Origin of the sequence: Mycolicibacterium peregrinum (assembly GCF_001665625.1) — a bacterium.
Taxonomy (GTDB): Bacteria; Actinomycetota; Actinomycetes; order Mycobacteriales; family Mycobacteriaceae; genus Mycobacterium; species Mycobacterium peregrinum_B.
The window spans coordinates 16,063-40,750 of sequence record NZ_LZSY01000121.1; the positions used below are offsets into that span (position 1 = coordinate 16,063).

Annotated in this window: 27 protein-coding genes and 1 tRNA gene; 10 read left to right on the plus strand and 18 right to left on the minus strand. The window is 65.4% G+C overall.

The genetic code is table 11. The features are described from left to right. The 3 genes from A5779_RS20305 to A5779_RS33885 form a co-directional block, all read right to left on the minus strand. Entirely contained in the window at positions 1-477 is a 477-nt protein-coding gene (locus tag A5779_RS20305) for a hypothetical protein (protein WP_082941770.1), read from the minus strand. Positions 478-598: 121 nt separating this feature from the next. After that, on the minus strand, positions 599-898 hold the full coding sequence (locus A5779_RS20310) for a hypothetical protein (protein ID WP_064885035.1): 300 nt from the start codon (positions 896-898) through the stop codon (positions 599-601). Positions 899-1,080: 182 nt separating this feature from the next. Further along, positions 1,081-1,287 (minus strand): hypothetical protein, encoded by a 207-nt coding sequence (locus tag A5779_RS33885; RefSeq protein WP_131811665.1) that lies wholly within the window; start codon positions 1,285-1,287, stop codon positions 1,081-1,083. Positions 1,288-2,038: 751 nt separating this feature from the next. Here A5779_RS33885 and A5779_RS20315 point away from each other — a divergent pair. Together A5779_RS20315 and A5779_RS20320 are read left to right on the plus strand one after the other, a co-directional pair. Next, positions 2,039-2,779: a hypothetical protein gene (locus A5779_RS20315; protein WP_110777539.1), complete on the plus strand. Its 741-nt coding sequence runs from the start codon at positions 2,039-2,041 to the stop codon at positions 2,777-2,779. Further along, positions 2,776-3,132: a hypothetical protein gene (locus tag A5779_RS20320; RefSeq protein WP_064885036.1), complete on the plus strand. Its 357-nt coding sequence runs from the start codon at positions 2,776-2,778 to the stop codon at positions 3,130-3,132. The genes A5779_RS20315 and A5779_RS20320 overlap by 4 nt, the downstream gene beginning before the upstream one ends. Here A5779_RS20320 and A5779_RS20325 read toward each other — a convergent pair. The 4 genes from A5779_RS20325 to A5779_RS20340 all read right to left on the minus strand — a co-directional run bounded on the left by A5779_RS20325 (position 3,105) and on the right by A5779_RS20340 (position 6,614). Beyond that, positions 3,105-3,656, minus strand: a complete 552-nt coding sequence (locus A5779_RS20325; RefSeq protein WP_064885038.1) for a UCP032817 domain-containing protein — start codon at positions 3,654-3,656, stop codon at positions 3,105-3,107. The genes A5779_RS20320 and A5779_RS20325 overlap by 28 nt on opposite strands. Before the next feature lie 556 nt (positions 3,657-4,212). After that, entirely contained in the window at positions 4,213-4,656 is a 444-nt protein-coding gene (locus A5779_RS20330) for a contractile injection system inner tube protein (protein ID WP_064885040.1), read from the minus strand. A 414-nt stretch (positions 4,657-5,070) separates the two neighbouring features. Further along, positions 5,071-5,523, minus strand: coding sequence for a hypothetical protein (locus tag A5779_RS20335; RefSeq protein WP_064885042.1), 453 nt, complete (start codon positions 5,521-5,523; stop codon positions 5,071-5,073). Next, complete coding sequence (locus tag A5779_RS20340) at positions 5,523-6,614, minus strand: hypothetical protein (protein WP_064885044.1); 1,092 nt, start codon at positions 6,612-6,614, stop codon at positions 5,523-5,525. The genes A5779_RS20335 and A5779_RS20340 overlap by 1 nt, the downstream gene beginning before the upstream one ends. A 199-nt stretch (positions 6,615-6,813) precedes the next feature. Here A5779_RS20340 and A5779_RS20345 point away from each other — a divergent pair, with 199 nt between their 5' ends. Then, positions 6,814-7,221 carry a hypothetical protein gene (locus A5779_RS20345; RefSeq protein ID WP_131811666.1) on the plus strand — a complete coding sequence of 136 codons (408 nt, stop codon included), beginning with the start codon at positions 6,814-6,816 and terminating at the stop codon, positions 7,219-7,221. A gap of 70 nt (positions 7,222-7,291) precedes the next feature. Here the strand turns inward: A5779_RS20345 and A5779_RS20350 are convergent. From A5779_RS20350 to A5779_RS20360, 3 genes are all read right to left on the minus strand, one after another. Further along, positions 7,292-7,365: transfer RNA gene (locus tag A5779_RS20350), tRNA-Pro, on the minus strand. Positions 7,366-7,456: 91 nt separating this feature from the next. Next, positions 7,457-8,833, minus strand: coding sequence for an APC family permease (locus A5779_RS20355; RefSeq protein ID WP_064885048.1), 1,377 nt, complete (start codon positions 8,831-8,833; stop codon positions 7,457-7,459). A gap of 11 nt (positions 8,834-8,844) precedes the next feature. Then, positions 8,845-9,735 (minus strand): carbon-nitrogen hydrolase family protein, encoded by an 891-nt coding sequence (locus A5779_RS20360; protein WP_207549099.1) that lies wholly within the window; start codon positions 9,733-9,735, stop codon positions 8,845-8,847. A 99-nt stretch (positions 9,736-9,834) separates the two neighbouring features. Here A5779_RS20360 and A5779_RS20365 point away from each other — a divergent pair, with 99 nt between their 5' ends. Further along, the gene (locus A5779_RS20365; RefSeq protein WP_064885050.1) at positions 9,835-10,596 is read left to right on the plus strand and encodes a FadR/GntR family transcriptional regulator; all 762 of its coding nucleotides are present in this window, start codon (positions 9,835-9,837) and stop codon (positions 10,594-10,596) included. Here the strand turns inward: A5779_RS20365 and A5779_RS20370 are convergent. The 8 genes from A5779_RS20370 to A5779_RS20405 form a co-directional block, all read right to left on the minus strand. Then, on the minus strand, positions 10,593-11,510 hold the full coding sequence (locus A5779_RS20370; protein ID WP_064885052.1) for a sulfite exporter TauE/SafE family protein: 918 nt from the start codon (positions 11,508-11,510) through the stop codon (positions 10,593-10,595). The genes A5779_RS20365 and A5779_RS20370 overlap by 4 nt on opposite strands. Positions 11,511-11,753: 243 nt before the next feature. Beyond that, entirely contained in the window at positions 11,754-12,521 is a 768-nt protein-coding gene (locus A5779_RS20375) for a sulfite exporter TauE/SafE family protein (protein ID WP_082940082.1), read from the minus strand. 38 nt (positions 12,522-12,559) lie between these two features. After that, positions 12,560-13,981, minus strand: coding sequence for a ribosome biogenesis GTPase Der (gene der, locus A5779_RS20380; protein ID WP_064885055.1), 1,422 nt, complete (start codon positions 13,979-13,981; stop codon positions 12,560-12,562). After that, positions 13,978-14,664, minus strand: coding sequence for a (d)CMP kinase (gene cmk, locus A5779_RS20385; RefSeq protein ID WP_064885057.1), 687 nt, complete (start codon positions 14,662-14,664; stop codon positions 13,978-13,980). The genes der and cmk overlap by 4 nt, the downstream gene beginning before the upstream one ends. Beyond that, positions 14,661-15,401, minus strand: coding sequence for a pseudouridine synthase (locus A5779_RS20390; protein ID WP_064885059.1), 741 nt, complete (start codon positions 15,399-15,401; stop codon positions 14,661-14,663). The genes cmk and A5779_RS20390 overlap by 4 nt, the downstream gene beginning before the upstream one ends. Before the next feature lies 1 nt (position 15,402). Next, positions 15,403-16,140 (minus strand): SMC-Scp complex subunit ScpB, encoded by a 738-nt coding sequence (scpB, locus tag A5779_RS20395; RefSeq protein ID WP_236734828.1) that lies wholly within the window; start codon positions 16,138-16,140, stop codon positions 15,403-15,405. Between the two features lie 8 nt (positions 16,141-16,148). After that, positions 16,149-17,027: a segregation/condensation protein A gene (locus A5779_RS20400; RefSeq protein WP_110777542.1), complete on the minus strand. Its 879-nt coding sequence runs from the start codon at positions 17,025-17,027 to the stop codon at positions 16,149-16,151. Beyond that, positions 17,024-17,908: a ParA family protein gene (locus tag A5779_RS20405; RefSeq protein WP_055114654.1), complete on the minus strand. Its 885-nt coding sequence runs from the start codon at positions 17,906-17,908 to the stop codon at positions 17,024-17,026. The genes A5779_RS20400 and A5779_RS20405 overlap by 4 nt, the downstream gene beginning before the upstream one ends. 185 nt (positions 17,909-18,093) lie before the next feature. On the opposite strand from A5779_RS20405, the gene A5779_RS20410 reads away from it, so the two are divergent. Genes A5779_RS20410 through A5779_RS20435 form a run of 6 tightly spaced genes read left to right on the plus strand, consistent with a single transcriptional unit; the run spans position 18,094 to position 24,659 of the window. Further along, positions 18,094-19,809: a thiamine pyrophosphate-binding protein gene (locus tag A5779_RS20410; RefSeq protein ID WP_064885061.1), complete on the plus strand. Its 1,716-nt coding sequence runs from the start codon at positions 18,094-18,096 to the stop codon at positions 19,807-19,809. After that, positions 19,790-20,455 carry a DUF8713 domain-containing protein gene (locus tag A5779_RS20415; protein WP_064885063.1) on the plus strand — a complete coding sequence of 222 codons (666 nt, stop codon included), beginning with the start codon at positions 19,790-19,792 and terminating at the stop codon, positions 20,453-20,455. Before A5779_RS20410 ends, A5779_RS20415 begins: the two co-directional genes overlap by 20 nt. An 8-nt stretch (positions 20,456-20,463) precedes the next feature. After that, entirely contained in the window at positions 20,464-21,495 is a 1,032-nt protein-coding gene (locus tag A5779_RS20420; protein WP_110777545.1) for a 3-oxoacyl-ACP synthase III family protein, read from the plus strand. Beyond that, positions 21,483-22,523, plus strand: a complete 1,041-nt coding sequence (locus A5779_RS20425; protein ID WP_061265786.1) for a pyridoxal phosphate-dependent aminotransferase — start codon at positions 21,483-21,485, stop codon at positions 22,521-22,523. Before A5779_RS20420 ends, A5779_RS20425 begins: the two co-directional genes overlap by 13 nt. Before the next feature lie 34 nt (positions 22,524-22,557). Beyond that, positions 22,558-23,910: a cytochrome P450 gene (locus A5779_RS20430; RefSeq protein ID WP_064885067.1), complete on the plus strand. Its 1,353-nt coding sequence runs from the start codon at positions 22,558-22,560 to the stop codon at positions 23,908-23,910. Then, positions 23,907-24,659 carry an O-methyltransferase gene (locus A5779_RS20435; RefSeq protein ID WP_064865000.1) on the plus strand — a complete coding sequence of 251 codons (753 nt, stop codon included), beginning with the start codon at positions 23,907-23,909 and terminating at the stop codon, positions 24,657-24,659. The genes A5779_RS20430 and A5779_RS20435 overlap by 4 nt, the downstream gene beginning before the upstream one ends. The last annotated feature ends 29 nt before the right edge of the window (positions 24,660-24,688 follow it).

A 24,688-nucleotide genomic window follows, 5' to 3' on the forward strand; every position in this document is an offset into this window, starting at 1 on the left:
TCAGCCTCTCGCAGCAGAACTGAGCTCGTCAGACGGCTCGTCCGTCACCTCGACATCCCGCAGCTTCCCCTTCAGCCCCGCGACCCGGCGGAGCTGAGCGGCGATGTTCATGGAGGTCAACATGGGGATGCCGCCGATGAACGTCCGGAAAGACGGATTGCCGCCATCGCGATGCAGCATGTACATGCAGCCGACGACATAGAAGAAGCCCATGGTGAACAGGACGGCCGGCATCGCGTAGGCAAGCGGCGAGCGAGCGTCGTTCACCAGCTCGGTCGCGTAGTCGAACTCATGCCGCGACATCGGTTCACGCTTGCGCAGCTTGGCGAGCACCGCCTTGTGGGCGCCGACCTTCTCGCCCAACGACGCGGGGGTTCTCTTCTCCAGCCGGCCGATGTACACGAACACGCATGCTGCGAACGTCACGGCCATCACGCCGGCAAGGATCGTGAGATCGCCCCAGATTCCGAGATCCACTCGCCGCTCCCTACTTGCCATCGGACATCGCCGGATTACCTAGAACCGCTAACGACGCTACCGCAGGCTCGACCCGTCAAAGCACTACCAACAGGACTTTCGCAGGAAAGCCGGTCGACTCCTATTCGGTGTCGCTGACGTCCTCCAACCGCTGACCGACCCGGGCCAGCGCCTCGTCGAAGACATCGACCTTTTCACCGCGCTTCTCGTTGGCCGGCTGTGCAGCGCCACGGGCACCTTCGGCCTCGACGCGGGCCGCCCCCTGGCGGCGCAACAAGCTGAAGTTCTTCTCACGCGCTTGCCTCAGCCGACTCTGCAGATCCTTCAGCGCCTTCTCATCCATGCGGGCCAGAGCCTCTGCATGACTCTCGGCGATCAACGAATCTTCCTGCGGAGTCAGGTTCACATGATGGTTGCTCACCCTTGATTCATATCCCGCGCCGGTCCGGCTGAAAAGTGATTCGCCCCGCACCAGCCGAATTTGTTACTCGCCGTCCTCACTAGGTTCACCTTTGCCGACGGTGAAATATTGGGCCTCGACCGAATGGATGTTACGCAATCCGAGCGCCCGCTCTCCTGACGAAAGCTGACCGAAAACCCCGATCAATTAGTAGGCGCCGGGCCCCACTGTTTTTCCGCATTTGTCCGCTGCAAAATACGAAGTTCGTTGCACACAGATTCCATTCCAGCGGGATCAGCGAATAATTGTTCAATGCTGCCGAGATGACCGCGTGTCCACTCCACCTCGTCCTTGGCCGACAGATAGGCAATATCTTCGTTTCCTTCGAGGTATTGCTTGATAAGAGACACCCAAAATCCAGTATGGGGAGATCTCGTGGGCGAGATCGACAACTGAAACTGACCTCTATCTACGGAAACTGACCACGTCAAGTCGGGCCCAGTGACGGTGACAGCAGCGTTCGCACCATCGGTCTTGGAATCGGTAAATCGATATCGTGAGTGTAGGTATAGAAAATCAAAATACCGAAGGTAGAATTCGAGTAGAGCTTTCACTGATGGTCTTCTCTCAATTCCGCGGATCGAACCTCGTGTCGTCGATGCGTCGATATCCGTGTTCTTGGATATATCTTAGCTCGGCGGCCGTACTACGAAATTCGTCCGGACACGTTCACTGGCGGCGTCACGGCCATCGGAATCAGCGACGTCGTAACGCGCGCTACTGATCGAGAGATTGTCGGCCTGTCTGGTCATATGCTGCGCCTGACGGCTCCGCAGCGAAGCGAGCGTTGCTTTTCATCGCAGCCACACCGGCGCTACTGGGATGAGAACCGGATGGCGCGACAATGCTGGCCACCGGCCAGCGCAGCCGCCGTGCCCTTTGAAGCGTTCGAGACAGCTCTTCAACACGTCTTGCCGTGGAGGGGTGGACTCAACTGTGGACGCCGAGGTATGTCCAGCACATACATCGCGGTGACGGCCGACACTGGTTCATGTCGCCAACGACACCTTGAAGTCACTGAGAATTGCGGATCGTCGGCGCGCCGGACCCAGCATCAAGAGCAAACGGCGCGATGATGCAGATGTGGTTGATGATGCGAATGTGACCAACGCTGTCCCGGCGCCCCCGACATCCACCCCGGAGGCCGGCGAGGTGCGCACTGAACCCGAAACGGTCGCCAGTGCGCCGACTCCGCAGCAGCGCGTCTGGACGATGCCCAAATCCCCCGTCACGCGTGAGCAAGCCGATGAGGTGGGCCGGATGGCGCGCAACGCCGTCACCGCAATCATGGGGTTCATTGCCGGCGTTGCCCGCTATGTCGCCCGCACCGTTCGACAGCTGGCACTGGCGATCGATGCGGTGCCTCCGGCCGTTCGCGTGCTGACCCTGATGGGCATTTTCACGCTTCTTGGCATCGTCGGCGCGATCGCGCTGGACGGCACTGTCGCCCTGGTGTGCATCGTCGTCGTGGTTCCGTTGTGCTCGGTCAGCCTCGGCGTGCTCGGACACCGCTGGTACAGCGGACTCGGCACTCAGTCCGCGCCGAGTGCGGCGGTCCCCGCCGTGGCCGCCCCGGTCTCAGACCTACAGCGTTCGATCGAATACGTCGACAAGAAGCTGACACTCGCGCTCAACGCCTTCGGTGCCGAGCGTCAACAACATGCGATGATCGCCCTCTTCCAGGCCAAGACCGCTGTCGAGCTCACGCTCGGCACGGAGCAGGACACAGCGAGCCACGTCGACGCGTTGCTGGCTGTGGACGACCACGACTCGCGGCCGCGCATCCGGGCCGGCTCGGCGGCAAAGACCCTGCGGGAAAACACTTCCCTGGCCGCCTCATGACCGAGCACACCCTCTCCGGTCAGGTCGCCCTCATCGAGGACGACTACACGTTGGTGATCAACCGTGGGGCCGAGGCGGGTGTGACGCCCGGCATGATCTTCGCCGTGCAGTCCGAGTCGGATCAGGTGATCACCGATCCCGAATCCGGCCGGGAGTTGGGCAGACTCACCCGCGAGAAGCTTCGGGTGAAGGTGTTCGACGTGCAGCCCTTGTTCTCCCGCGCACACACATTCGCCCGGACCGACGACTTCTACGGGCTGTTCCAGGCGACGGCCGTGGTGACGGTCTATGTCGGTGACAGCTTGGAATTGGTGGCGTCTGAAGCTCAGGTGCGTCGGGCAGCGTCCGGGTAGTTCTGCGTCGTCACGCCCGACTCGGAACCGCGCCGACCGGTCAGTGCCGCTTCGATGTCAGCGACCCGCTGCGGACTCACACCCCATGGCTCATCAAGTCCGAGACGAGAATCCAGATCCCACAGGACGCACCGCTCACCCGGCGCCGCAACCATGGACCAGGCGATGACGGTGCGGCGCAGCTGTTCGTCCATGCACTCGCCGGTCGCCGTGGCTCCGGGCGGCGCACCGCCGCCGGGGTGGTGGTGCAGGAACTGCCCGTAGGCGGCGTCGCAGAATGCGGCATAGCGCGCGGTACACAGAATCAGGCCATGCCAGGCTTCATCGACCGCACGTGAGGGCATCCCGATGACCTGACCGTCGCGCAGCGCTACGGCGCAGCATCGAAACCACTGCCGCAGACCGGTTTCGACGAGCTCACGCGGTTGCCACGGGCAGGTCTTGAACACGACCTCCGGCAATTCCAGATCGGCGATCACCTGCCCGGCGGCACGTCGGGCGCCACCCTTTCGCAGGGTGATCATCAGCAACCGCCACCTCCGCAACCTCCGCCACCACCACAACTACTTCCACCACCGCATCCCCCGTGTCCGCCATGCCCTCCGTCGCTGAAACCGGAGTCCGCACCAGTCGCCCAGAACGCTGCCGCACCGCCGGCACCGGCAACAGACCCCAACCCACCACGACGGCGTGTCCCATGCCCACGAAGTCGCCGTTTGGCGGTTACGAAGATCGCCAAGATCGCTACGTCGAACGCGACCACCACCAGCAGAATCATCCACCACACGATGTCCTTCCTCTCCTCGTCGACTTCCTTACCGGACAAGCGGACCACGCGGTGCACCGCTACCGATCCCAACTCCTGTGCCGTACCCGTCGCGGAGGCTGCGCGCTACGGGCATCACCGTTCACGACGAAAGTGCACCTGTCGCCGACGAATTCGCCTAGCACCAAGTCAGTTTCCGAAAGGGCGTAGCCGACATCAGCTCGGTCGCGCGACCGCTGCTTCGCCTGCGCGATCGAAGCTCCACCCGATGGCCGTGGCCAGTGGAGAGATGTAGTCGCTCAAAACCAAACGCCTCAAGCAGGAGCGTCTCGCGCCCACCCCTCATTCTCCAGCTTGAGATGTCCAATGATCACCGCGTTCGCATTGCCGTCGAGGTCGGCGAGCGGTTGGTATTCCGAAGGCCAGCAGCGGAATACGTCCCACGCCTCGACAAGCTCACCGGCTTCATTGAACGACTCGATCCGGACGTCTTGCCGGAGGACGTTGAGTGACGATTCGCCGCCCTGTGCGAACCCTGTTGTCGCCTGGTTGACCCACATTTGGAAACTCGAGTCGTGGGTCATGCCACGCTCGAGCACGATGGGACTGAATTTTGCTGGACTAGCGATGACCTCGGTGCCGCTCCGCAAGCCAGCAATTCGTGATATTCCCGCAACATAGCGGGCGTCCCACTTGACCCGAAACCTGAAGTTCTTATAGGGGTCAATCCGTTCCGGATTGACAATGAACTCGGCCATTGACCGCCTCCTGTTGCTGTCAGTATTCGGCACACATCTATCGCTGGTTCGTCGGGACTGCCGTACGAAGTCGTTCTCTCCGGTTGATCATGACGCGTCGGAAGATCAAAGGGTGAGGTAGTGCGCTACTGCTCTATTCGTTCAGCTTCGCCGACGGCTGGCCTACATCTTCTGGGCCGCTGAACTCGGCAACACCCGCGCGTATTACAACCTCGGCGCCTACTACGGCGCTGGCACGAACGGGCTGTCGCGACACCGAGATGTCCGTGCAACTCGATTCCTTGGCCGAGATGTCGTAGATGAACGTCTGACCCCAGATGGGACTAAGGCCGCACGACTGACCGTCGAACAGCGAGTCATGTAAAAGCGCCCCTGATAAATCTGGAAGAGACAGTGCCTACGGCTATCGGCACGTCAGTCGGGACGGGCTCGGTACCAGGGCTCGCCGATGTCGAGTTCACGCACGTCGACTCCCGCCGGGGTCACGAGTTCCTCGGGAGTGACGAAGTATCCGACCCCGACCGGGTCTCCGCAGACGTTCCAGCGCTCGCGACGACCACGGACGGCGGCGATCGCGTCGAACCGGCCGAGGATGCCGTGCACTCCGTCGTGGAACGAACCGTTGTCGACGTCGAGCGCCATGATGTCCTGCCCGTCGAGAGTGAGGTAGATCCTGCCGTCGGCGTTACGCAGCGGCGTGCGGGTCACCTCAACGCCGGCGTTCGCCATCGCGGCGAGAGCGCCCGTGAGCAGCTCCTCCACCCACGCCTCGCTGTCGGGTGCGAAATCCGCGTCGACCAACACGGCACGGTGCCGGTGGCCGTCGGTCCAATCGCCAAAGAGCTTGTGGGACAGAAGTTCGTCCATCAGGTGGCTCCTCGCATGTCGATGTACCCTCCCTCGGCCGTGTAGCCCTCCACCGGGCGGAGCGTGTAACCGTCACCGATCGTGTCGGTCCGGTAGAACCGCTCGAACATGTCCGCGGCCTCGTCCGCGGTGAACACCTCGTGGCGGCTGATCGTCTGAACGCTGCGTGGCAACACGACGTCGACGTCGAGCTCGACGGGGCCGCTGTGCGGGTGGCCGACTACCGACCGCACCGACACGGCACCGATGTCGGCTCCGCCAGGCCGGCAGAACTCGATCTCCATGGCCTCGGCGGTGCCGGCGGCCTGCAGGTACAGCGACGTCGAGAAGTCGGCCGGTACGCCGCGCGGTGGGCGCGCGCTGAGCACGATGGCCCACGGGTCGGCGCCGTCCATGCTGCGCAGGTGGTGGCCGATGATGCCCCGGTGGTGCTCACGGATCAGATCGCTGGAGATGGTGCGGTCGGTCTCGCACAGCACCTGGTAGTCGTGGGTCGGGGTGAGGCTCTCAGTGAACGCGGCATACGCCGCAGGGCCTTTCGCGTAGGCGGCCAGGTACTTGAGCACGTCGACCGTCGAGGACATCCCGCCCCGCTCACCGCGGGCGATCGCCTCATCCGCCAACCCCGCGGCGTCAGCGTTGCGCCCGGCGGCGATCAGCGCGGTGACGGTGCGGGTCAAGGCCCGGTTGGGGGCGATCCCGTCGGGGGACCGCTCCACGACGGCCGCGTAGTCGGCGGCAGTGGGGTGCGCGGTGATGAACTCACCACGTACGCGGTCGAACTCGTCGAGCACCGGATCCCACTCCGGCTCGCCGGTCGCCGGAATGTCCCGGTGGCCGGTGCCGATCCGCAACGGCTGCACCTTGAAGGCGCCGTTGACGCGGCGGTTGATCCGCATCTGCCGCCCCATCACCTCGTCGGGCATGAAAGCGGCCCAAAGGATCTCGTCGACGGCAAGCGGCTTGATCTCCACCGTCCAGGTGATCCGCAGCCGGTCCGGGTCCCGGTCCGGGTGGAACACCTGCGGGTAGAAGAGTTCGGTCACGTAGACGTCGTCGAGGACGAACCCCGTCGCGCTGACAAACCGCATGCCGCGGCTCTTGCACGCGGGTCGCAGCGCATCGTTCCATGCCTGAAGAATCGGTGATCGCTTCGCCACGGTTCCCCCTCCACCGCGGTCCCCCGACCGCTACCGCAGAAGTACACCAGACGGCGACGCCAATCCGAGCCCGCCCTCGGTCATGAGCCCGCCTTCTGGATCGCCGCAGTCGAGCACCAGCGACGTGTCGGTGGCTGGCCATACCCTCGACGCCATGAAGGTGCTCGACGAGGGCGAGCCGATGCGGCCGTGCCGATGCCCGGACTGCGAGTGCACCAACGTCACCGACCTCCTCGTCGGCGGCGACGACACACCAGTGTGCGGCTGCTGCCTCGCAGACTGCCCGGACGTGCACGGCCCCGAGGGACGTCGGCCGCAGCACTACCGGTACCGGGCCGACTGGTCGGAAGAGGACCGCGAGTTCGTCGGGCTCGCCGCGGAGTTCCCGTCGCTGTCGTTCCTGGCACCGACGCCGCATGAGGCGCTGGACGGCATCAAGGAGCTCGTCGCGGAGGTGCTACGCGACATGGCGCAGACCGGGGAATCGCCTCCTGCCCCTTCCGGCCGAGTTCAGAAGGGGTTTTCATCGTCGAGCTGACAGGACCCGCCCCAATTCCTCGACAAAGAAAAAACTCGCTCGGCTTACGCCGGCGAGTTTCTGTTCTTTGTCGGGCTGACAGGATTTGAACCTGCGACCACTTGACCCCCAGTCAAGTGCGCTACCAAGCTGCGCCACAGCCCGCGTGCTTCCGGCTTGCACCGGCAGCGAGTCGAAAGCTTACCGTAGCCGCCCGCCGTTCTCGTAATCCGCCCCACCCGTCACAGGCCACCCCTCACTGGGCTGTGGTTTCGGCGGTCGTCGCCTCGGCTTCGTCGACGGCGATCTCAGGTGGCAGCGTCCTGAAACCCCGACTCGTCACGCCCAGCACGACGATGCCGAGGCCGAGCCAACAGAGCCCAAGGACGATCGCCCGGGAGTCGAGCTGCAGCAGCAGATACGACGTGATGATCGCACCGATCGCCGGCGCCACGACGTAGAGCAGCGGGCTGCGCGACTCGCCGGAGGCCCGGTGGCGGAAGTAGTAGACGATGACCGACACATTCACGAGGGTGAACGCAACGAACGCCCCGAAGTTGATGAATGACGTCGAGGTCGCCACGTCGAGGAACATCGCCAGCAGGCCCACCGCGCCGACCATCACCAGGTTGGCCGCCGGAGTACGGAATTTGGCGCTCAGTGTGCCGAACACCGACCGGGGCAGGGTGCCGTCGCGGCCCATGGCGAACAGCAGTCGCGATGCGGAGGCCTGTGCGGCGATGCCGGACGCGAACTGGGCGAGGATCAGACCGGCGAGGAACACTGCCCCGAACAAATTGCCGCCGATCTGCTTGGCGATTTCCAGGGCCGCCGACGAGGAATCAGCGAATTCCCCGCCAGGGTGCACCAATTGGGTGGTGTACGCGATGACCAGGAAGATGGCGCCGCCGATCAATGCGATCAGCAGGATGGCTCGGGGCATGTTCTTGCGCGGTTCGATGGCTTCCTCGGTGAAGGTGGTGACGGCGTCGAACCCGAGGAAGGAGTAGGCCGCGATGGCCGCGCCGGCCGTGACACCCCCGATGCCGGCGCCGATCCCGGTGAACGGACTCGCACTGAGCAGCCCGCCGGCGCCGCTGTTGCGGACGACGGAGGCGACCGACAGCGCCACGAACAACCCGATGACCAACAGCTGGAATGCCATCAGCAGATAGTTGGCCTTATCGGCGACCTTGATGCCGATCACGTTGAGCGCGGTGGTGATGAGGATGAATCCCAGCACCCACACCCAGCCGGGTATGCCCGGGAATTGAGCGTCCAGATATGCGGCCCCGATCAGCCAGATGACCATGGGCAGGAACAGATAGTCCAGCAATACCGCCCAGCCGGTGAGGAATCCGACGCGTGGGTCGATGGTGCGGCGCACGTAGGTGTAGGCCGACCCCGACACCGGATACGCGGCCGCCATCCTGCCGTAACTTGACGCGGTGAACAGCATGGCCGCCAGCGCGATCAGGTAGGCCGACGCCGACGCTCCGGCGGTGGTGGACGCGATCACGCCGAAGATGCCGAGCACGATCAGCGGCGTCATGTAGGCCAGCCCGAACAGCACCAGCGAGCGCAACCCGAGGGCGCGCACCAGGGTCGGTTGCCCGGCAGATGGCGGTGTCATGGTGGTGCCTTTCAGTCGGCATGGCGGTTCGACGGTGACCAACGCTGCGGGTCGATTCGACCCTGGTACAGCGGCAGTCCGATCGGACGGTCCGACGGTCCGAACTGGTCCCACATCCGGTTGGTACCGGCGGTTCCTCGCTCGCGTACCGCGGCGACGGCCCCGAAGTCGATGTGCTGGCAGAGCACATCCGGGGCTGCGCCCGGGGTCTCCTGGAGCACAGCGCCTTCGGGGTCGACGATGAGGCTGCGCCCCTTGCCCACCGGTCCGGCGCAGTTGACGCTCACCGTGAAGACTTGGTTCACAATCGAATTGGCGCGAGCCAGCACCAGTTCCTGACTCCGGTCCTCGGTGGTGGTCTTGACGACGTTGACGATCACGTCGGCGCCCATCCAGGCCAGATGGCGGCTCACCTCGGGGAACCAGGCGTCATAGCAGATGGACAGCCCGAGTCGGCCGACGTCAGGGATGTCTACGGTGACGAACTGGTCGCCCGGCGTGTACTTCTCGAACGGCCGCCAGGGGAAGATCTTGCGGTAGGACGCCACGAGCCGGCCGTCGGGGGCGAAAACCGGTGCGGTGTTGAATAATTCACCGTTCTCCCCCAGCTCGCACACCGAGCCGGGAACCAGCCAGGCATCGGCGGCACGGGCCACCTCGCCGAGGGCGCCGATCAATGGACCGTCCAGTGGTTCTGCCGCAGTGGCCAGCATGCCGGTGTCTTCGGTACCGAACAGGTGGATCTCGGGATAGACGATCAGTGCCGGACCGGTCACCGCTGACCGCACTCGCAGCACGTCGGCCGTGAACTGGGTGACGGTGTCCTCCCGACCGAACACCGGCAGGCCCTCGATGTCGAGCGGGGCCGCCTGGACTCCAGCCACCGTGATCGATCCGGACACAGGACCTCCGAAGCATTAATAACCCAGAATGAGCGAATTTAGTCCAGATATTAGTTCAGCATGAACAAATAGAGCAATAGCTGACGTACGCTGAGGCGCATGACGTTGCAGGTCGGTGAGGCGCATCCGGCGCTCAACGCCCCCGCCGTCGCGGGCATCACCCGGCTCAGCGCCGCCGACACGGTGCGGGCCCGCCTCGGACTGGCCATTGAACTGGGCCTCATGACCAGGGGGGAACGGCTGCCCGCCGAACCCGACATCGCCGCCGCGCTCGACGTCAGCGTCGCCACGGTCCGCCGGGCCTTGCAGTCGATGGCCGACGAGGGCGTGGTGGTCCGTCGCCGTGGCCGGGTCGGCGGCACCTTTGTCGCCCGTAGCGGCGCCCGGGTGGACGCCGGATCAGATCACCCCTCGGCCACGTTCCGTGCCGATGCCGCCGAGGTGCGCCGCCTCATCGACCTACGCGCGTTGGCCGAGGATGCCCTCAGTGCGGCTGCGGCGCAGGCCGCCACCGATGCGCAGCTCGACGCGCTCGCGGCGATCGTCGACGAGGCTGCCAGGACCACCGACTGGACGGGCTTCCACACCGCCGATCAGCGTTTCCACGAATCGGTCGCGGCGGCAAGCGGTCTCGACTGGGCGATGCACAGCTACTGCGACGTGCTGCACGGGCTGTACCGCTACTTCATTCCCTACCCGATCAGCTACCTGCACGAGTCCAACCGAGAACATGCCCAATTGGTGGAAGCGCTGCGCCGACGCGACTGCCGGGCGGCCTCCGAGATTGCCCGCAATCACGTGCTGTCGTTGCACCAGACCATGTACGTGGGCCTGTCACGGCCCGCGCAGGAGTCCGGCTAACCGCGTGCCGCCCGCTCTTCGACCGCGGTGACAACCGAATCATCCACATCGCGCGGCGCCCGCGACGTCTTCCAGGCGCGGACCACCATGGCTGCCCACCCCGCCACGATGAGCGTGTAGATCAGCGTCGACCACGGCCAGTGCACGCCGAAGTAGTGCACCAGTTTCTGGCTGTTGGTCAGCAGGATGACCCCGCCGACAGCGGTACCGAGCAAGGCCGGGTTGATGCGGCTGACCAGCCACGCGGCAACCGGCGCAGCGATCACCCCGCCCACCATCAGCCCGAGCACCACAGGCCAGTTCTCCAGGAACTCCTGGCGCAGCCCGACCAGAAAGCCGATCGACGCCGACACCGACACCAGGAACTCCGAGGCACTGACCGAACCGATCACGGTCCGCGGTGCCGTCTTGCCCTGCGACAGCAGGGTGCTGGTGGTCACCGGACCCCAGCCGCCGCCACCCGACGCGTCGATGAACCCGCCGAACAAGCCGAGCGGTGCCAGGAACTTGGCACTGTGACTGGTGCCGTGTTCGCCGAGACTCAGCGGCGTACCCAGCGAGAAACGCAACAGCACGTAAAGCCCGATGCCGAGCAGGATCGCCGCCATGAGCGGCGCGGCCGATTCCGTCGACAGCGCCGACAGCACCGTCGCACCTGCGAATGCACCTGCGGCCCCGGGGATGCCGAGCTTGGCGACCATCGGCCAGTCGATGTTCTTGAAGCGCCAGTGCGACACCGCCGACGCCAGCGTCGTCCCAACCTCAGCCAGGTGCACCGCGGCGCTGGCCTGTGCCGACGCCACCCCGCTGAGCACCAGCAGGGTCGAGGCGGTCACACCGAAGGCCATCCCGAGCGCACCGTCGACCAATTGGGCCCCGAGGCCGACGAGCGTGAAGATCAGAAGCGAACGCATGGGTTCGGCTGCTTTCGATTGTGGTCACCGCCCCGGGTGACCCGACGGAAGGTTGGGCGCGTGTCTATCGACCCGCGCGACACCACTCGTCGAAAGCCATCAACCGGCGCGACGGCCAGAAGGGCTCGAGGGCAGCCAGAGCAGACGGTGCGGTGCGGTAGGCACGTTCAGCCACCGGTCACCCCTTTCTGCTCGACAGTCGACGTGACTTTACCTGAGGCTTCGCACAGGCAAGTCTTTGCCCTACAGGCTCAACAACCGGTAGAGCCCGATCAGTCCCACCACCACGATCACGGCACGCAGCGCATTCGGCGACAGCCGACGTCCGTAGTGAGCGCCGAGGAATCCACCGATCAGCGAACCGACCGCGATCAGGCCCGCCGCCACCCAGCTGATCCGGTCGAACGCGACGATCGTGTACGCCAGCGCCGCGACGATGTTGACCAAGAGCGACAGCAGGTTCTTGGCGGCGTTCATCCGTTGGATCGACTCCGGCAGCAGCGCCCCCATCACTGCGATCAACAGGATCCCCTGGGCTGCCGTGAAGTAGCCGCCGTAGACGCCGACGGCGAACGTGCCGATCACCAGCACCGCCATGCGACGCGGGCTGACGTGGTCGGCGGACTGCCCGGACTCCTCGGCGCGGTTCCTCACCCACGCCTGGATCCGAGGGCCGACGACGACCAATATCAGCGCCAGGATCAGCAACACCGGTACGACCGCGACGAACACCTTTTCCGGCAGGTGCAGCAGCAGCCAGGAACCCAGGCCGGCTCCGATGAGCGATCCTGGGATCTGCCAGCGCAGCCGCTTCCACTGGCCACGCAGCTCCCGGCGATAACCCCAGGTGCCAGAGACGCCGCCGGCGACCAGACCGACGGCATTGGACATCGTCGAGGTGACCGGCGGAATCCCCAGCGCCACGAGCGTGGGGAAGGTGATCAGGGTGCCAGACCCGACGACGGCGTTGATCGCGCCCGCACCGACACCGGCCAGCGCGATCAGGATCATGTGGGTGACGGACACTCGGGCCAGCCTATCGGCCCGGTTCAGCGCTTCTTCTTGGGCGCTCCACGCTTCTCGCGGACCCGGACGTTGATCTTCACCGGGCTGCCGTCGAAACCGAACTGCTCACGCAGGCGGCGCTCCAGGAACCGGCGGTAACCGGCCTCCAGGAACCCGGACGTGAACAACACGAACGTCGGGGGCCGGGTCGCCGCCTGAGTGGCGAACAGGATCTTGGGCTGCTTGCCGCCACGCACCGGCGGCGGTGTCGCGGCCACGATCTCCTTGAGGAAATTGTTGAGCTGCCCCGTCGAGATCCGCTTGTCCCAGGACGCGAGTGACGTCTCCAGGGCCGGCACCAGCTTCTGCACCGCCCGGCCGGTCATGGCCGAGATATTGACCCGCGGCGCCCACTGCACCTGCACCAGCTCGCGATCGATCTCTTTGTCCAACAGGTACCGCCGGTCCTCGTCGACCAGGTCCCACTTGTTGAACGCGATGACCAATGCCCGCCCGGCCTCGATCACCATCGACAGCACCCGCAGATCCTGCTCGGTCAGCGGCTGGGAGGCATCGATCAGCATGATCGCGACTTCGGCCGCATCGATCGCGCCGTGGGTGCGCACCGAGGCGTAGAACTCGTGTCCACTGGCCTGTCCGACCTTGCGGCGCAGACCCGCGGTGTCGACGAATCGCCAAGTCTTGCCGCCCAATTCGATCAGTGAGTCGACGGGGTCGACGGTCGTGCCTGCGACGTCGTGAACCACCGAACGCTCGTCACCGGCCAGGCGGTTCAGCAGTGAGCTCTTGCCGACGTTCGGCTTGCCCACCAGCGCCACGCGACGTGGGCCGCCCGCACCGCTGCCGCCCACCTCGGAGACCTCGGGCAGCTTCTCCATCACCGTGTCGAGCAGATCGGCCACGCCGCGACCGTGCATGGCGCTGATCGGGTGCGGCTCACCGATGCCCAGCGACCACAGCGCCGCGGCGTCGGACTCACCGCGCTGCGTGTCAACCTTGTTGGCCGCCAGGAAAACCGGCTTGCCCGACTTGCGCAGCATCCGGGCCGCGGCCTCGTCGGCCGACGTGGCCCCGACGACGGCATCGACGACGAGGATGATCGCGTCAGCGGTGCGCATCGCCACCAGTGCCTGATCGGCCACCAGCTGCTGCAGACCCTTGGCGTCGGGTTCCCAGCCCCCGGTGTCCTGCACCATGAAACGGCGGTTGAGCCAGTTCGCGTCATAGGACACCCGGTCCCGGGTCACCCCGGGAATGTCCTGAACGACGGCTTCGCGCCGCCCCAGGATCCGGTTCACCAGAGTCGATTTCCCGACATTGGGCCGACCGACCACGGCAACCACCGGAGGCGGCGCGGCGACCTCCTCGAGAACCTCGGCAACCTCGTCGCTGAATTCCCAGTCGCTCTCGTCCGACCAGGTGCCGTCACCATCAGAGTCGCTCATCGGCGCACCCCCGCATGCTGGGTCACCAGGTCGAGAAGGTGTGTCACGACCTGTGTTTGGTCCATGTCACTGGTGTCGACTACCAGTGCATCCTCGGCTGCCCGCAACGGGGACACGGCCCGCGTGGAATCCAGGTGATCGCGCCGCTGCACGTCGGCGAGCACTGTCGCATAGTCGTCGGGCAGACCGCTCGCGATGTTCTGGGCGTTGCGGCGCCGGGCGCGCTCCTCGGCGGAGGCGGTGAGAAAGATCTTGACGTCGGCCTTGGGCAGCACCACCGTGCCGATGTCGCGCCCCTCGACCACGACGCGTCCACCCGCAGCAGCCAGCTCGCGCTGCAGATCGACGAGCCGGGCACGCACTCCGGGCACCGCCGACACCGCCGACACCGCGCGGGTCACCTCGTCCCCACGGATCTCGTCCGAGACGTCTTCACCGGCCAGGAACGCGCGGTCCTCACCGGGATCCGAACCCACCCCGATCACCGCGCCCGAGGCCACCGCGTCGATGGCCTCGGCATCGTCCAGATCGGCCCCGGCGCGCAACACCGCCAACGTGACGATGCGGTACATCGCGCCGGTGTCCAGATAGCTCGCGCCAAGGGCTTGCGCCAAACCTCTTGAAACCGAAGACTTCCCGGTTCCGGCGGGCCCATCGACCGCCACCACCAGAGATCCGTTCACATCCCCACCGCCTGATAAAGCTCGCCGATTTCCTTGCGGCTGAGCGCCCTGATACTGCCCGGCCGCTGGTCCCCCAGCGCCACCGAACCGATGTCGGTGCGGACCAACTCCTGCACCGGGAAATCCACCGCGGCCAACATGCGCCGCACGATGCGGTTACGGCCCTCGTGCAGGGTGACCTTCACCAGGGTCTTGCCCGGAACCGTGTCCACCACCGCGAAGTCGTCTACATGCGCCGGACCGTCATCCAGTTCGATACCGGCGCGCAGCTTCTTGCCGAGACCGCGCGGTACCGTGCCGATCACCGTCGCCACATAGGTCTTGGGGATCTCATACGACGGGTGCATCAGCCGGTGGGCGAGCTCCCCGTCGTTGGTCAGCAGCAGCAGCCCCTCGGTGTCGGCGTCGAGCCGGCCGACGTGGAACAGTTTCTTGTTGCCCCGAACCCGGTGCTCCACCAGATCTCCCACGCACGGGCGGCCCCGCTCGTCCGACATCGTGGACAGCATGCCGATCGGCTTGTTGATCGCGAGGTAGACCAGCGTGTCATCGATGACCACCCGGGAGCCGTCCACCCGGATCTCGGCCGTATCCGGGTCGACCCGGGTGCCGAGCTCGGTCACCAGCCGTCCGTCGACCTCGACGCGGCCGTCGGTGATCATCCGCTCGGCCACCCGCCGGGAGGCAATCCCGGCCTGGGACAACACTTTCTGCAGCCGTACGCCTTCTTCAGCCATGTCAGTCCTTGTCCACATCGAAGGCCATCGGCTGGTTGCCGCCAGGCGCGCCGCCGTTGAGTTTGGCGAAACGCGGCTCGTCGCCGAGAGATTCGCTCAGATCGTCGATCACGTCGACATCGGGCAGCAGCGGCGCGATGTCGGGTAGATCGGATAGGGATGTCAGGCCGAGCCGTTCCAGGAACAACTCGGTGGTGGCGAAAGAGGCCGCACCCGAATCCGGATCGGTGCCCGCCTCGGTGATCAGACCGCGCGCCACCAGAGTCCTCATCACCGCGTCCACGTTCACGCCGCGCACCGCGCTCACCCGCGCGCGGGTCACCGGCTGCCGGTAGGCCACCACGGCCAGGGTCTCGAGGGCGGCACGGGTCAGCTTGGACCGCGCGCCGTCGAGCAGGAGCCGCTCGACATACGGGGCGTAGCGCGCCCGGGTGTACATCCGCCAGCCACCGGCTGCCTCGCGCAGGTCGATGCCGCTGTCACGGGCAGCAAGCTCCTCGGCCATCAGACGCAGCTTGGCCATCACCCGGTAGGCGGGCTGTTCGGTCGCCGAGGCCAGCGCATCCACCGTCACCGGCGTGTCCACCACCAGCAACAATGCTTCCAGGACAGCACCCAGTTCACCGTCTTCGAGCTCGGGAACCGTCGCCACGTCGATGCCCAGGTCATCTCCGACCGGGATCGCTTCACCCGGGGCATCGTCGGACCGCTCTCCGGAATCGGAGATCTCGTCAGTCATTGTTCTCGCTATTCTTCCGCATCCGCGGTTGCCAGATGTTCGCTGGTCGGCCGATCTCCGGTCCACGAAACCTGGAGCACTCCAAGCGGTTCTGGTTGCTCGAATGCTACCGCCTTGGCTCGGAACAGTTCGAGCAGCGCCAGGAAGCGGCCGACGATCTGGAGTCCGTCGGTGCACTCTGCCACGAGTTCGGAGAAAGTTGCCCATTCGCCGATCCCGCGCTGCTCAAGCAGGGCGATGATCCGGTGCGCCTGCTCGGGCACCGACACCTTGGGCGCGTGGATGTGGTCGATGCCCACGGTGGGCACCGGGCGCGGGGTGAAGGCGGCGGCCGCGATCTCGGCGAATTTGCCGGCGTCGACGCCCAGCATCACCTCGGGCAGCAGGTCCGAGAAGCGATCCTCCAGCGACACCACGCGCGGGTAGCTGCGCAGCGCCGCGGCTTCCAGTTCGGCGAACATCAACGCGACGTGCTTGAACGCCCGGTACTGCAGCAGCCGCGCGAACAACAGGTCGCGGACCTCCAGCAGGGCGAGATCCTCCTCGTCGTGCACCTCGCCCGACGGCAGCAACCGGGCCGCCTTCAAATCCAGCAGCGTCGCCGCGATCACCAGGAACGTCGTGGTCTCGTCGAGTTCGAGCCGGGCGCCGATCTCTTTGGTGTAGGCGATGAAATCGTCGGTGACCTGGTGCAATGCCACCTCGGTGACATCGAGGCGGTGCGCGAAGATCAGCTGCAGCAGGAGGTCGAACGGCCCCTCGAAGTTGGTGAGCCGAACCTGGAAACGGTTCTGCTGATCACCGGTCGTCGACTCATCCCCGACGGCGGCAGCTGGTTCGGCGCGATCGGGCGTCGGAGTGGCCGGGGTGTTCAGGACATCGTTCACGCGCCGAACCGGTCGATGACTTCGCGGGCCAGCGAGCGGTAAGCGACGGCACCGCCCGACTTGGGCGCCCAGGTGGTGATCGGCTCGCCCGCCACGCTGGTCTCCGGGAAGCGCACGGTCCGGGTGATCACGGTGTCGAACACCAGGTCGCCGAACCGTTCGACCACGCGGGCCATGACCTCACGGGCGTTGACCGTGCGCGGGTCGTACCGGGTCACCAGGATGCCGCTGATGGACAGCTTCGGGTTGAGCCGGTCATGCACCTTGTCCACGGTGTCGGTCAGCAGCGCCAACCCGCGCAGCGAGAAGTACTCACATTCGGTGGGGATGATCACACCGTCGGCGCACGCCAGTCCGTTGACCGTGAGCAGGCCCAGCGAGGGCTGGCAGTCGATCAGCACGTAGTCGTAGCGGTCCAGCACCGGATACAGGGCCCGGGCCAGCGACTGCTCGCGGCCCACCTCGTTGACCAGCTGGATCTCGGCGGCCGACAGGTCGATATTGCTTGGGACCAGGTCCATGCCGCTAACCCGGGTCTTGATCACCACGTCGTCGATCGACACCCGTGGTTCGACCAGCAGGTTGTGCACCGTGTTCGCAAGTTCGTAGTGCGGCACCCCGAGGCCCGCCGACAATGCGCCCTGCGGGTCCAAGTCCACCAGCAGCACCCGGCGGCCGTACTCGGCCAGGCTGGCACCCAGGTTGATGGTCGAGGTGGTCTTGCCGACCCCGCCCTTCTGATTGCACATCGCGATCACCTTGGCCGGACCATGCGTCGAACGCGGCCGAGGTTCGGGAATGTCACGCGGTGGCCGCCCGGTCAGACCGAGCTCCGGTGAGCTGTGCTCGAAGAGCCCTTCGTGTGCGCTGTCGTCGGTCATACCCCACCACTACTGGTCAGGTGTCCCGCAGTCTCGGCGCACATATCCCGGCAAGTTTAACGTCGCTGTGCAGCCAGGACGGGCAGACCCGCGGGCAGCCGACAGTTTTGCGCCTCCGGCGACAAAAATCCGCAGCCGCCGTCAATTCGTCCCATCCGCCGGGCCGTCGGCTCCGAACTACCGTTATGGACCAGCCGTGGGCGCCCGGGTGCACCTCCACTGTCCGAGTCGTGGACTTCATCGTCGACCACCTCGCGCGTTCGGGTGTTCGCCACCTGTTCGGCGTGGGCGGCGCGAACATCGAAGACCTCTATGACGCCGCGTACTTCCATACCGGGATCACCGCCGTGCTGGCCAAGCATGAGTTCTCGGCCGCGACGATGGCCGACGGGTACAGCCGTGCGGGCGCCGGTCTTGGCGTGGTCGCCGCAACCTCCGGCGGGGCGAGCCTCAACCTGATTCCTGGACTCGGCGAGTCTTTCGCCAGCCGGGTTCCGGTCCTGGCTCTGGTCGGTCAGCCGCCCACCACGCAGGACGGGCGGGGCAGCTTTCAAGACACCAGCGGGCAGAACGGCTCGCTCAACGCCGAAGCCTTGTTCGCCGAGGTATCTGTGCACTGCCGGCGGGTGCTCACTCCCGACGACCTCCGAGTCGCGCTGCCGCGTGCCATCGAAGCTGCGCTGGCCGGCGGCCCCGCCGTACTGCTCATCCCCAAGGACGTGCAGCAGAGCGACATGCAAAAGGGCTACGTCGCCGGTGCTCCCGTCGAGCGCATCGACGGACATCGCTCCCCCGCTGAAACCGAAACGATCTCCGATGCGCTCGTGGGCCTCCACGGCCCCGTCACGATCATCGCCGGCGAACAGATCGCCCGTGACGACGCCCGCGTCCAATTCGAAGCACTGCGCCTTGCGGTCGGTGCACGGGTGGCAACAGTGCCCGACGCCAAGGACGTGACCGACGCTGATCTGGGCGTGACAGGTGTCATGGGTCATCGTGGGGTGGCCGAGACTATCGCAGGCAGTGCGCTGTGTCTGGTGGTCGGTACGCGGCTGCCGCTCACCGCCTCCGTGGGACTCGACGAAGTGTTGGCGAAGGTACCGACATTCTCGATCGGGTCGGCGGTCCCCTATCGCCCGTGCCACCACGTCCACAGCGATGACCTGAGGACATCGCTGACGCAGTTGACTCGCGCCGTCCGGAGAAAGCCGCAACCACCCCGGCAAGGACTTTCCGTCCCGACAGCCGAGCTGACCCCGCCGGCGTTTCACGGAGCCGGTGTCCGCTATCGGGATGCGATGAAACTGCTCGACGAGGCGCTGCCCGAAGATGCCGACCTGGTGGTCGACGCAGGCAACACCGGCGCGTCGGCCATTCACCATCTACCCGCACGGCGGTCGGGGCGTTTCGTGGTCGCCCTGGGCATGGGCGGGATGGGCTACAGCTTCGGCGCTGCCATCGGTGCGGCCTTCGCCCGGGACCATCGGCGCACCGTCGTCCTAGCCGGGGACGGCGCTTTCTTCATGCACGGCATGGAGATCCACACCGCCGTGCAGTACCGGTTACCCGTCACTTTCGTACTGTTCAACAACAACGCTCACGCGATGTGCGTCACCCGCGAGCAGCTCTTCTACCAAGATCGCTACAGCTACAACCGATTCACACCGAGCCGCCTCGGCCGCGGCGTGGCGTCGATGTTCCCCGGATTGCCCTGCGAGGACGTCGACGCGGTTGAGCTGCTTCCCCGAGCCTTGGCACGCGCGTTGGTCGCCGACGGTCCATCGGTCGTCAGCATCGAATGCTCGCCAGACGAGATTCCGCCATTTGCACCCTTTTTAGCTCCACCCCAACCCATTTCACAACCAGACAAGGACCGATCAAATGCCGCTGCCCGCGCTTGAGGACATCACCTTCCACTCCGGAACCACCGATGCCATCGACGGTGTCGTCCGAATCGAAACGTCGCCACGGGAGAACGCCACCCCGATCATCATGGAGATGATGCGGTCGGTGTATCCACACGATCAGGTATTCGGCGAATACTGCACCGTCAACGATTACATCGATTGCCCGCCCGAGGAACTGTTCGATTACCTGTCGGACACCCGCTGCCTCGAGGAATGGACGTACAGCCTGCGTGGATTCCGTCCCACCGATGAGCCCGGGCTGTGGGCGGCTTATGACCGGCTGGGCTCCGAGACTGAAATCTTCACCCGGACAACGGCAAACAAGCAATCGATGACGGTCGACTATCACTGCGCCTGGGACCAGGGCAAGCACTTGTGGATGGTCTATCTCATGCGGGTCGTCGATGCGCAGACGGTATTGAACAAGCCCGGTTCGGTTGTGCTGTGGACGAATTGCCATCACCCCTTCTACGACAGCAACCCGTACCCCGAAACTGCGCCGCCCGAACGGCCGGTGTGGGTTGGCGACTTCTGGGACATGTTCGGAGCGGGGCATCTCCTGGAACTCAAAAACCTCAAGGCGATAGCCGAATACCGCCACCGCAACGGACTGCCGGTGACACCGACCTGGATGAAATGAGAACAGCCATGAGCCAAACCCCCGTCAGCCTGATCGACGTCTCCACCTACCTGCCCGGAAAACCCATCAGTGCCGAGTATTACGCCCAGTTCGCCGAGTCCGACGAGCTGCGTGACAACCTCATGTTCCGGGCACCGAAATTCCGCCATCACGTCGGCCCGGACGAAACCGCGATCGACATGATCGAACGCGCGACCACGGGCCTTGTCGAACGGCACGGCCAGGACGTCATCGCGAACGTGGACATCCTCATCAGCCACACGCAGATGCCCGACGTCCCGTTCTACGGCGCCGGCGGAGGAATCGCACACCGGCTGGGTATGCGCCCGGACTGGGTTCTCGACCTGCACAACGGCGGCTGCGCCGCATTCGTGCTGGGCATGCAGACCGCCCGCCAGCTGCTTTCGTCGGGCGCGGGCCGTACCGCGCTGGTCGCGGTCGCCCAGAATGCGGCCGGCCAGATCTTCGATCAACCCGGAGTGCGGCGCAAGGCACAAGCCGCAGTGCCCGGCGACGGCGCAGCAGTCGGATTACTCACGTTGTCGGACGAATCGCCGATTCTCGACGTCGAGTGCCGTACGTACGGGGAATACGCCGGCGACATGGCGATCGCGGTCGACCCGCATCGCAAATGGTGGGAGCCAGGCCCCGGCGAAGGTTACATCGGCTTCACTGAATCCAAGATCACCAAAGTCCTGGCTCGGGGAAACCGTCAGGTACCCGAGGTCTCGTATACGGTGTGCGACCGAATTGGTCTGCGCACCAAGGACATCGACCTACTCGTCACGAATCAGCCCAACCGGGCGTTCCTGCGCAACTGGTGTGAAGCGCTTGAGTTGCCGAGCACCCGGCATGTCCACACCTTCGATGAGTGCGGCAACCTGTTCGCCGCAGGCATCCCGGTCAACCTCGACCGCGCGATCCAGAACGGTCACGTTTCACCTGGTGACACGGTGTTGATGGCGGCCTTTGCCCACGCCGGCGACTTCGCCGCCGCCGCTGCGGTTCGGTGGGGCGGCAGGCCGACGTGGAACAGCTGACACAGACCGACCGGCCCTACGACGTCGCGCCACAAACGGACGATCCGCTGGCTTTGTCGTTGAACGAGAATCCGTTTGCTCCACTGCCCGCCGTGCACACGGCGATCGTCCAGGCCACCGCCGCCGCCAACCGCTATCCCGAGTTCCTGCCGGAACGCCTTCGACGCCTGATCGCCACGCATGTCGGAGTAGAAGACGAACAGGTGATCGTCGCCGCCGGGGCGACGGGCGTGGTGATGCAGGTTCTCCATACCGTGACCTCGCCCGGTGACCGGATCGTCCTGGCCACACCGACGTTCGACGGCTATCCCATCTTCGCGCAGATGGCTCGCCTGACACCGGTTGGGGTGCCGCTCGATCGACACGGGCATCAGGACCTCGAAACCATGGCTGATGCGGCGGCCGATGCTCGGGTTGTCGTGATCTGTCGGCCCCACAATCCGACCGGCACCGTTGCGCCCACCACACAGATGCGGCAATTCCTGAACCGAGTGCCCTCCGATGTCGTGGTAGTGATCGATGAGGCATATATCGAATTCGTGCACCCCGCATACCGCCTCGACTGCCGAAAGCTGGTGCGCCGGTACCCCAATGTCATTGTGGTACGTACGTTCTCGAAGGCGTACGGGCTGGCAGGCATGCGCACCGGGTACGGGATCTGCTCACCGCGCTCGGCAGCGGCACTGTGGGCAATGCAGCTGCCGTTTGGCTCCACTTTCACCAGCCTGGCGGCAGTCGCGGCGTCCTACGCGGCGGAAGAGCAACTGCAGAAACGCATCCGCTTCATCACCGCCGAGCGCAGCTATCTGCGCACCAGGCTCGGCGAACTGCGGGTGTCCAGCACTGAGTCGCACGCGAACTTCGTCTACCTCCCCCCGTCCGGCAAACCGTGGCGCGAGGCATTCGAGGGGACCGGACTGCAGGTGCGCTCCTACAGCGACGGTGGTGTGCGGATCAGTGTCGGTGCCCGCCGGTCAACTACCGCGGTGCTGGCTGCAATCGGCAAATCGGTCGGGGCGGATCGATGACGTCGCGATGCGAGCCCACCCGCGAAGGAGCTACATGACAAAGTCCGGGATCACCCCGCGGCTGCGGTTCGCCCACGCCGTCGCCGCCTGGTACGACGCGGAGGCCTACTTCCGCAGGCGGTCTCGCCGTGGACGACCTTTCGGCATGTCGATACCGGGTCTGGGCGAGGTGCTGTTCGCAGCCCACTCCGAACACGTCCGTGAATTCCTCACCATTCCGTCATCCATGCTGACACCGCCGATGCCCAACCCGATCGAACCGGTGGTCGGCGACGGATCGATAATCCTGCTCGACGGGATCCCCCATAAGCGGGAACGCGCCAGGTTCCTTCCCGCTCTGCATGGCGAGCGTATTCACCGGTACGCCGATGCGATGGCGCAGGCCGCCGAGAAGGAGATCGAGTCTTGGCAACCGGGCGCAGTGATCGACGCCCGGGACGCCGCGCAGTCGATAACCCTGCGCATCATCGTCCGGACCGTCTTCGGCATCGAGGACCACGTACGCACCGACCAGTACATCCGCACCGTCAAGTCGATGATGCGCAACTACGTCGCGCCGTTCATGTTCTTCCCCGCGCTGCGCCGCGCCCCGTTCGGTCTCGGTCCGTGGCGACGCTTCTCGCAGAGGAGCCTGGAACTCGACGGTCTGCTGTCTGAGCAGATCACCCTGCGACGACGCACGGGCACCGACGGCTATGACGACGTGCTGAGCGTCCTGCTCTCCGGCGACCACGCAGGCGATCGCAGCGACGACGAGGTACTACAGCAGCTGCGAACGTTGTTGGTGTCGGGCCACGAGACGTCAGCAACCACCTTGGCGTGGGCCCTTTTTCACATCCACGACGACGACGGTGTCCGGCGCAGACTGCTCTCCGAGCTGGCGGACAATCCCGCTCCAGAGGACATGCCCAAGCTGCCCTACCTCGGCGCCGTCATCTCCGAGACGCTTCGGATGCACCCGACGGTGTCGATCGTCGTTCGCCAGCTGAAGTCGACGACCGAGACCTGGCAGATCCCCAGGGCCCCGGGCGATGTGATCGGCGTGTCACTGCCCGCTCTGCATGCCGACCCGACCGTCTGGTCAGATCCGGGCCGATTCGATCCCGATCGCTTTCTGGTCCGCAAGCCACCGCCGGCCGAATACTCCCCGTTCGGTTACGGGCACCGGCGTTGTCCCGGGGCGGCTTTCGCGTCACTCGAACTGTCGATCGTCCTGGGCACAGTGCTGCGCAGGGTCGAGCTGAGAAGGCCCATCGGCAGGCGAAGGAGCAAACCGCCACGGTCGATACCTCGCGGTGTCGCCGCCGTGCCGAATCGGCCGATCAGGCTGCAGGTCGTTCGCACGATACCGCCACCACCGGAGACGAAACGAGGATGGGAATCATGAGCCTGAAGCAACGCGTACCGCTGCTGCGATGGTCGTTCTGGCGACTGGCGCTGGGCAGCCGAAACCTCACGAGGACTGGTCAGATCGGCGATGGACGCGAAGCCGCCGCCGTGCGGTACGTGCTCGCAAACGCTCGCCGGGGCGATATCGACGACGTCCTCGCCACCATCGATCGATACGCCTACACCGAGTCATTCCTGATCAACGTCGGGGACGAGAAAGGCGAACTGCTCGACTCGGCGGTGCGCCGCGCCGCGCCCACACTGGCACTCGAATTGGGGACCTACTGCGGTTACGGGGCACTTCGGATCGCCAGAGCAGCGCCGACGGCTCGCGTGTACTCGATCGAGCTGTCTTCCGACAACGCTGAAAACGCGCGACGGATCTGGGACCACGCGGGCGTCGATGACAGGGTTACGTGCGTGGTCGGGACCATCGGCGACGGTGGCCGCACTCTCGACGCGCTGGCGCAGGAGCACGGATTCACCTCGGGTTCGGTCGATCTCGTCTTTCTCGACCACGACAAGAATGCCTACCTGTCCGACCTTCAGAGCCTCCTCGACCGCGGTTGGCTGCACCGCGGCACGATCGTCGTCGCGGACAACGTGAAGATCCCCGGCGCCCCTAAATACCGCGCGTACATGCAGGAGCAGCAGGGTGGAAGATGGCAGACGGTCGAGCACAGGACCCACGGCGAGTACGGCTCCGTCATTCCCGATTTGGTGCTGGAGTCCGATTATCTCGGCTGACCCACACCGACGGAACCCTGCCCGGTGGG

Excerpts from the sequence above, each read along its gene's own strand:
- A5779_RS20320 (WP_064885036.1), top strand. The coding sequence starts at position 2,776 with ATGACCGAGCACACCCTCTCCGGTCAGGTCGCCCTCATCGAGGACGAC.
- A5779_RS20325 (WP_064885038.1), bottom strand. The coding sequence starts at position 3,656 with ATGATCACCCTGCGAAAGGGTGGCGCCCGACGTGCCGCCGGGCAGGTG.
- A5779_RS20330 (WP_064885040.1), bottom strand. The coding sequence starts at position 4,656 with ATGGCCGAGTTCATTGTCAATCCGGAACGGATTGACCCCTATAAGAAC.
- A5779_RS20335 (WP_064885042.1), bottom strand. The coding sequence starts at position 5,523 with ATGGACGAACTTCTGTCCCACAAGCTCTTTGGCGATTGGACCGACGGC.
- A5779_RS20340 (WP_064885044.1), bottom strand. The coding sequence starts at position 6,614 with ATGCGGTTTGTCAGCGCGACGGGGTTCGTCCTCGACGACGTCTACGTG.
- A5779_RS20355 (WP_064885048.1), bottom strand. The coding sequence starts at position 8,833 with ATGACACCGCCATCTGCCGGGCAACCGACCCTGGTGCGCGCCCTCGGG.
- A5779_RS20365 (WP_064885050.1), top strand. The coding sequence starts at position 9,835 with ATGACGTTGCAGGTCGGTGAGGCGCATCCGGCGCTCAACGCCCCCGCC.
- A5779_RS20370 (WP_064885052.1), bottom strand. The coding sequence starts at position 11,510 with ATGCGTTCGCTTCTGATCTTCACGCTCGTCGGCCTCGGGGCCCAATTG.
- A5779_RS20375 (WP_082940082.1), bottom strand. The coding sequence starts at position 12,521 with ATGATCCTGATCGCGCTGGCCGGTGTCGGTGCGGGCGCGATCAACGCC.
- der (WP_064885055.1), bottom strand. The coding sequence starts at position 13,981 with ATGAGCGACTCTGATGGTGACGGCACCTGGTCGGACGAGAGCGACTGG.
- A5779_RS20390 (WP_064885059.1), bottom strand. The coding sequence starts at position 15,401 with ATGGCTGAAGAAGGCGTACGGCTGCAGAAAGTGTTGTCCCAGGCCGGG.
- scpB (WP_236734828.1), bottom strand. The coding sequence starts at position 16,140 with ATGACTGACGAGATCTCCGATTCCGGAGAGCGGTCCGACGATGCCCCG.
- A5779_RS20405 (WP_055114654.1), bottom strand. The coding sequence starts at position 17,908 with ATGACCGACGACAGCGCACACGAAGGGCTCTTCGAGCACAGCTCACCG.
- A5779_RS20410 (WP_064885061.1), top strand. The coding sequence starts at position 18,094 with ATGGACCAGCCGTGGGCGCCCGGGTGCACCTCCACTGTCCGAGTCGTG.
- A5779_RS20415 (WP_064885063.1), top strand. The coding sequence starts at position 19,790 with ATGCCGCTGCCCGCGCTTGAGGACATCACCTTCCACTCCGGAACCACC.
- A5779_RS20420 (WP_110777545.1), top strand. The coding sequence starts at position 20,464 with ATGAGCCAAACCCCCGTCAGCCTGATCGACGTCTCCACCTACCTGCCC.
- A5779_RS20430 (WP_064885067.1), top strand. The coding sequence starts at position 22,558 with ATGACAAAGTCCGGGATCACCCCGCGGCTGCGGTTCGCCCACGCCGTC.
- A5779_RS20435 (WP_064865000.1), top strand. The coding sequence starts at position 23,907 with ATGAGCCTGAAGCAACGCGTACCGCTGCTGCGATGGTCGTTCTGGCGA.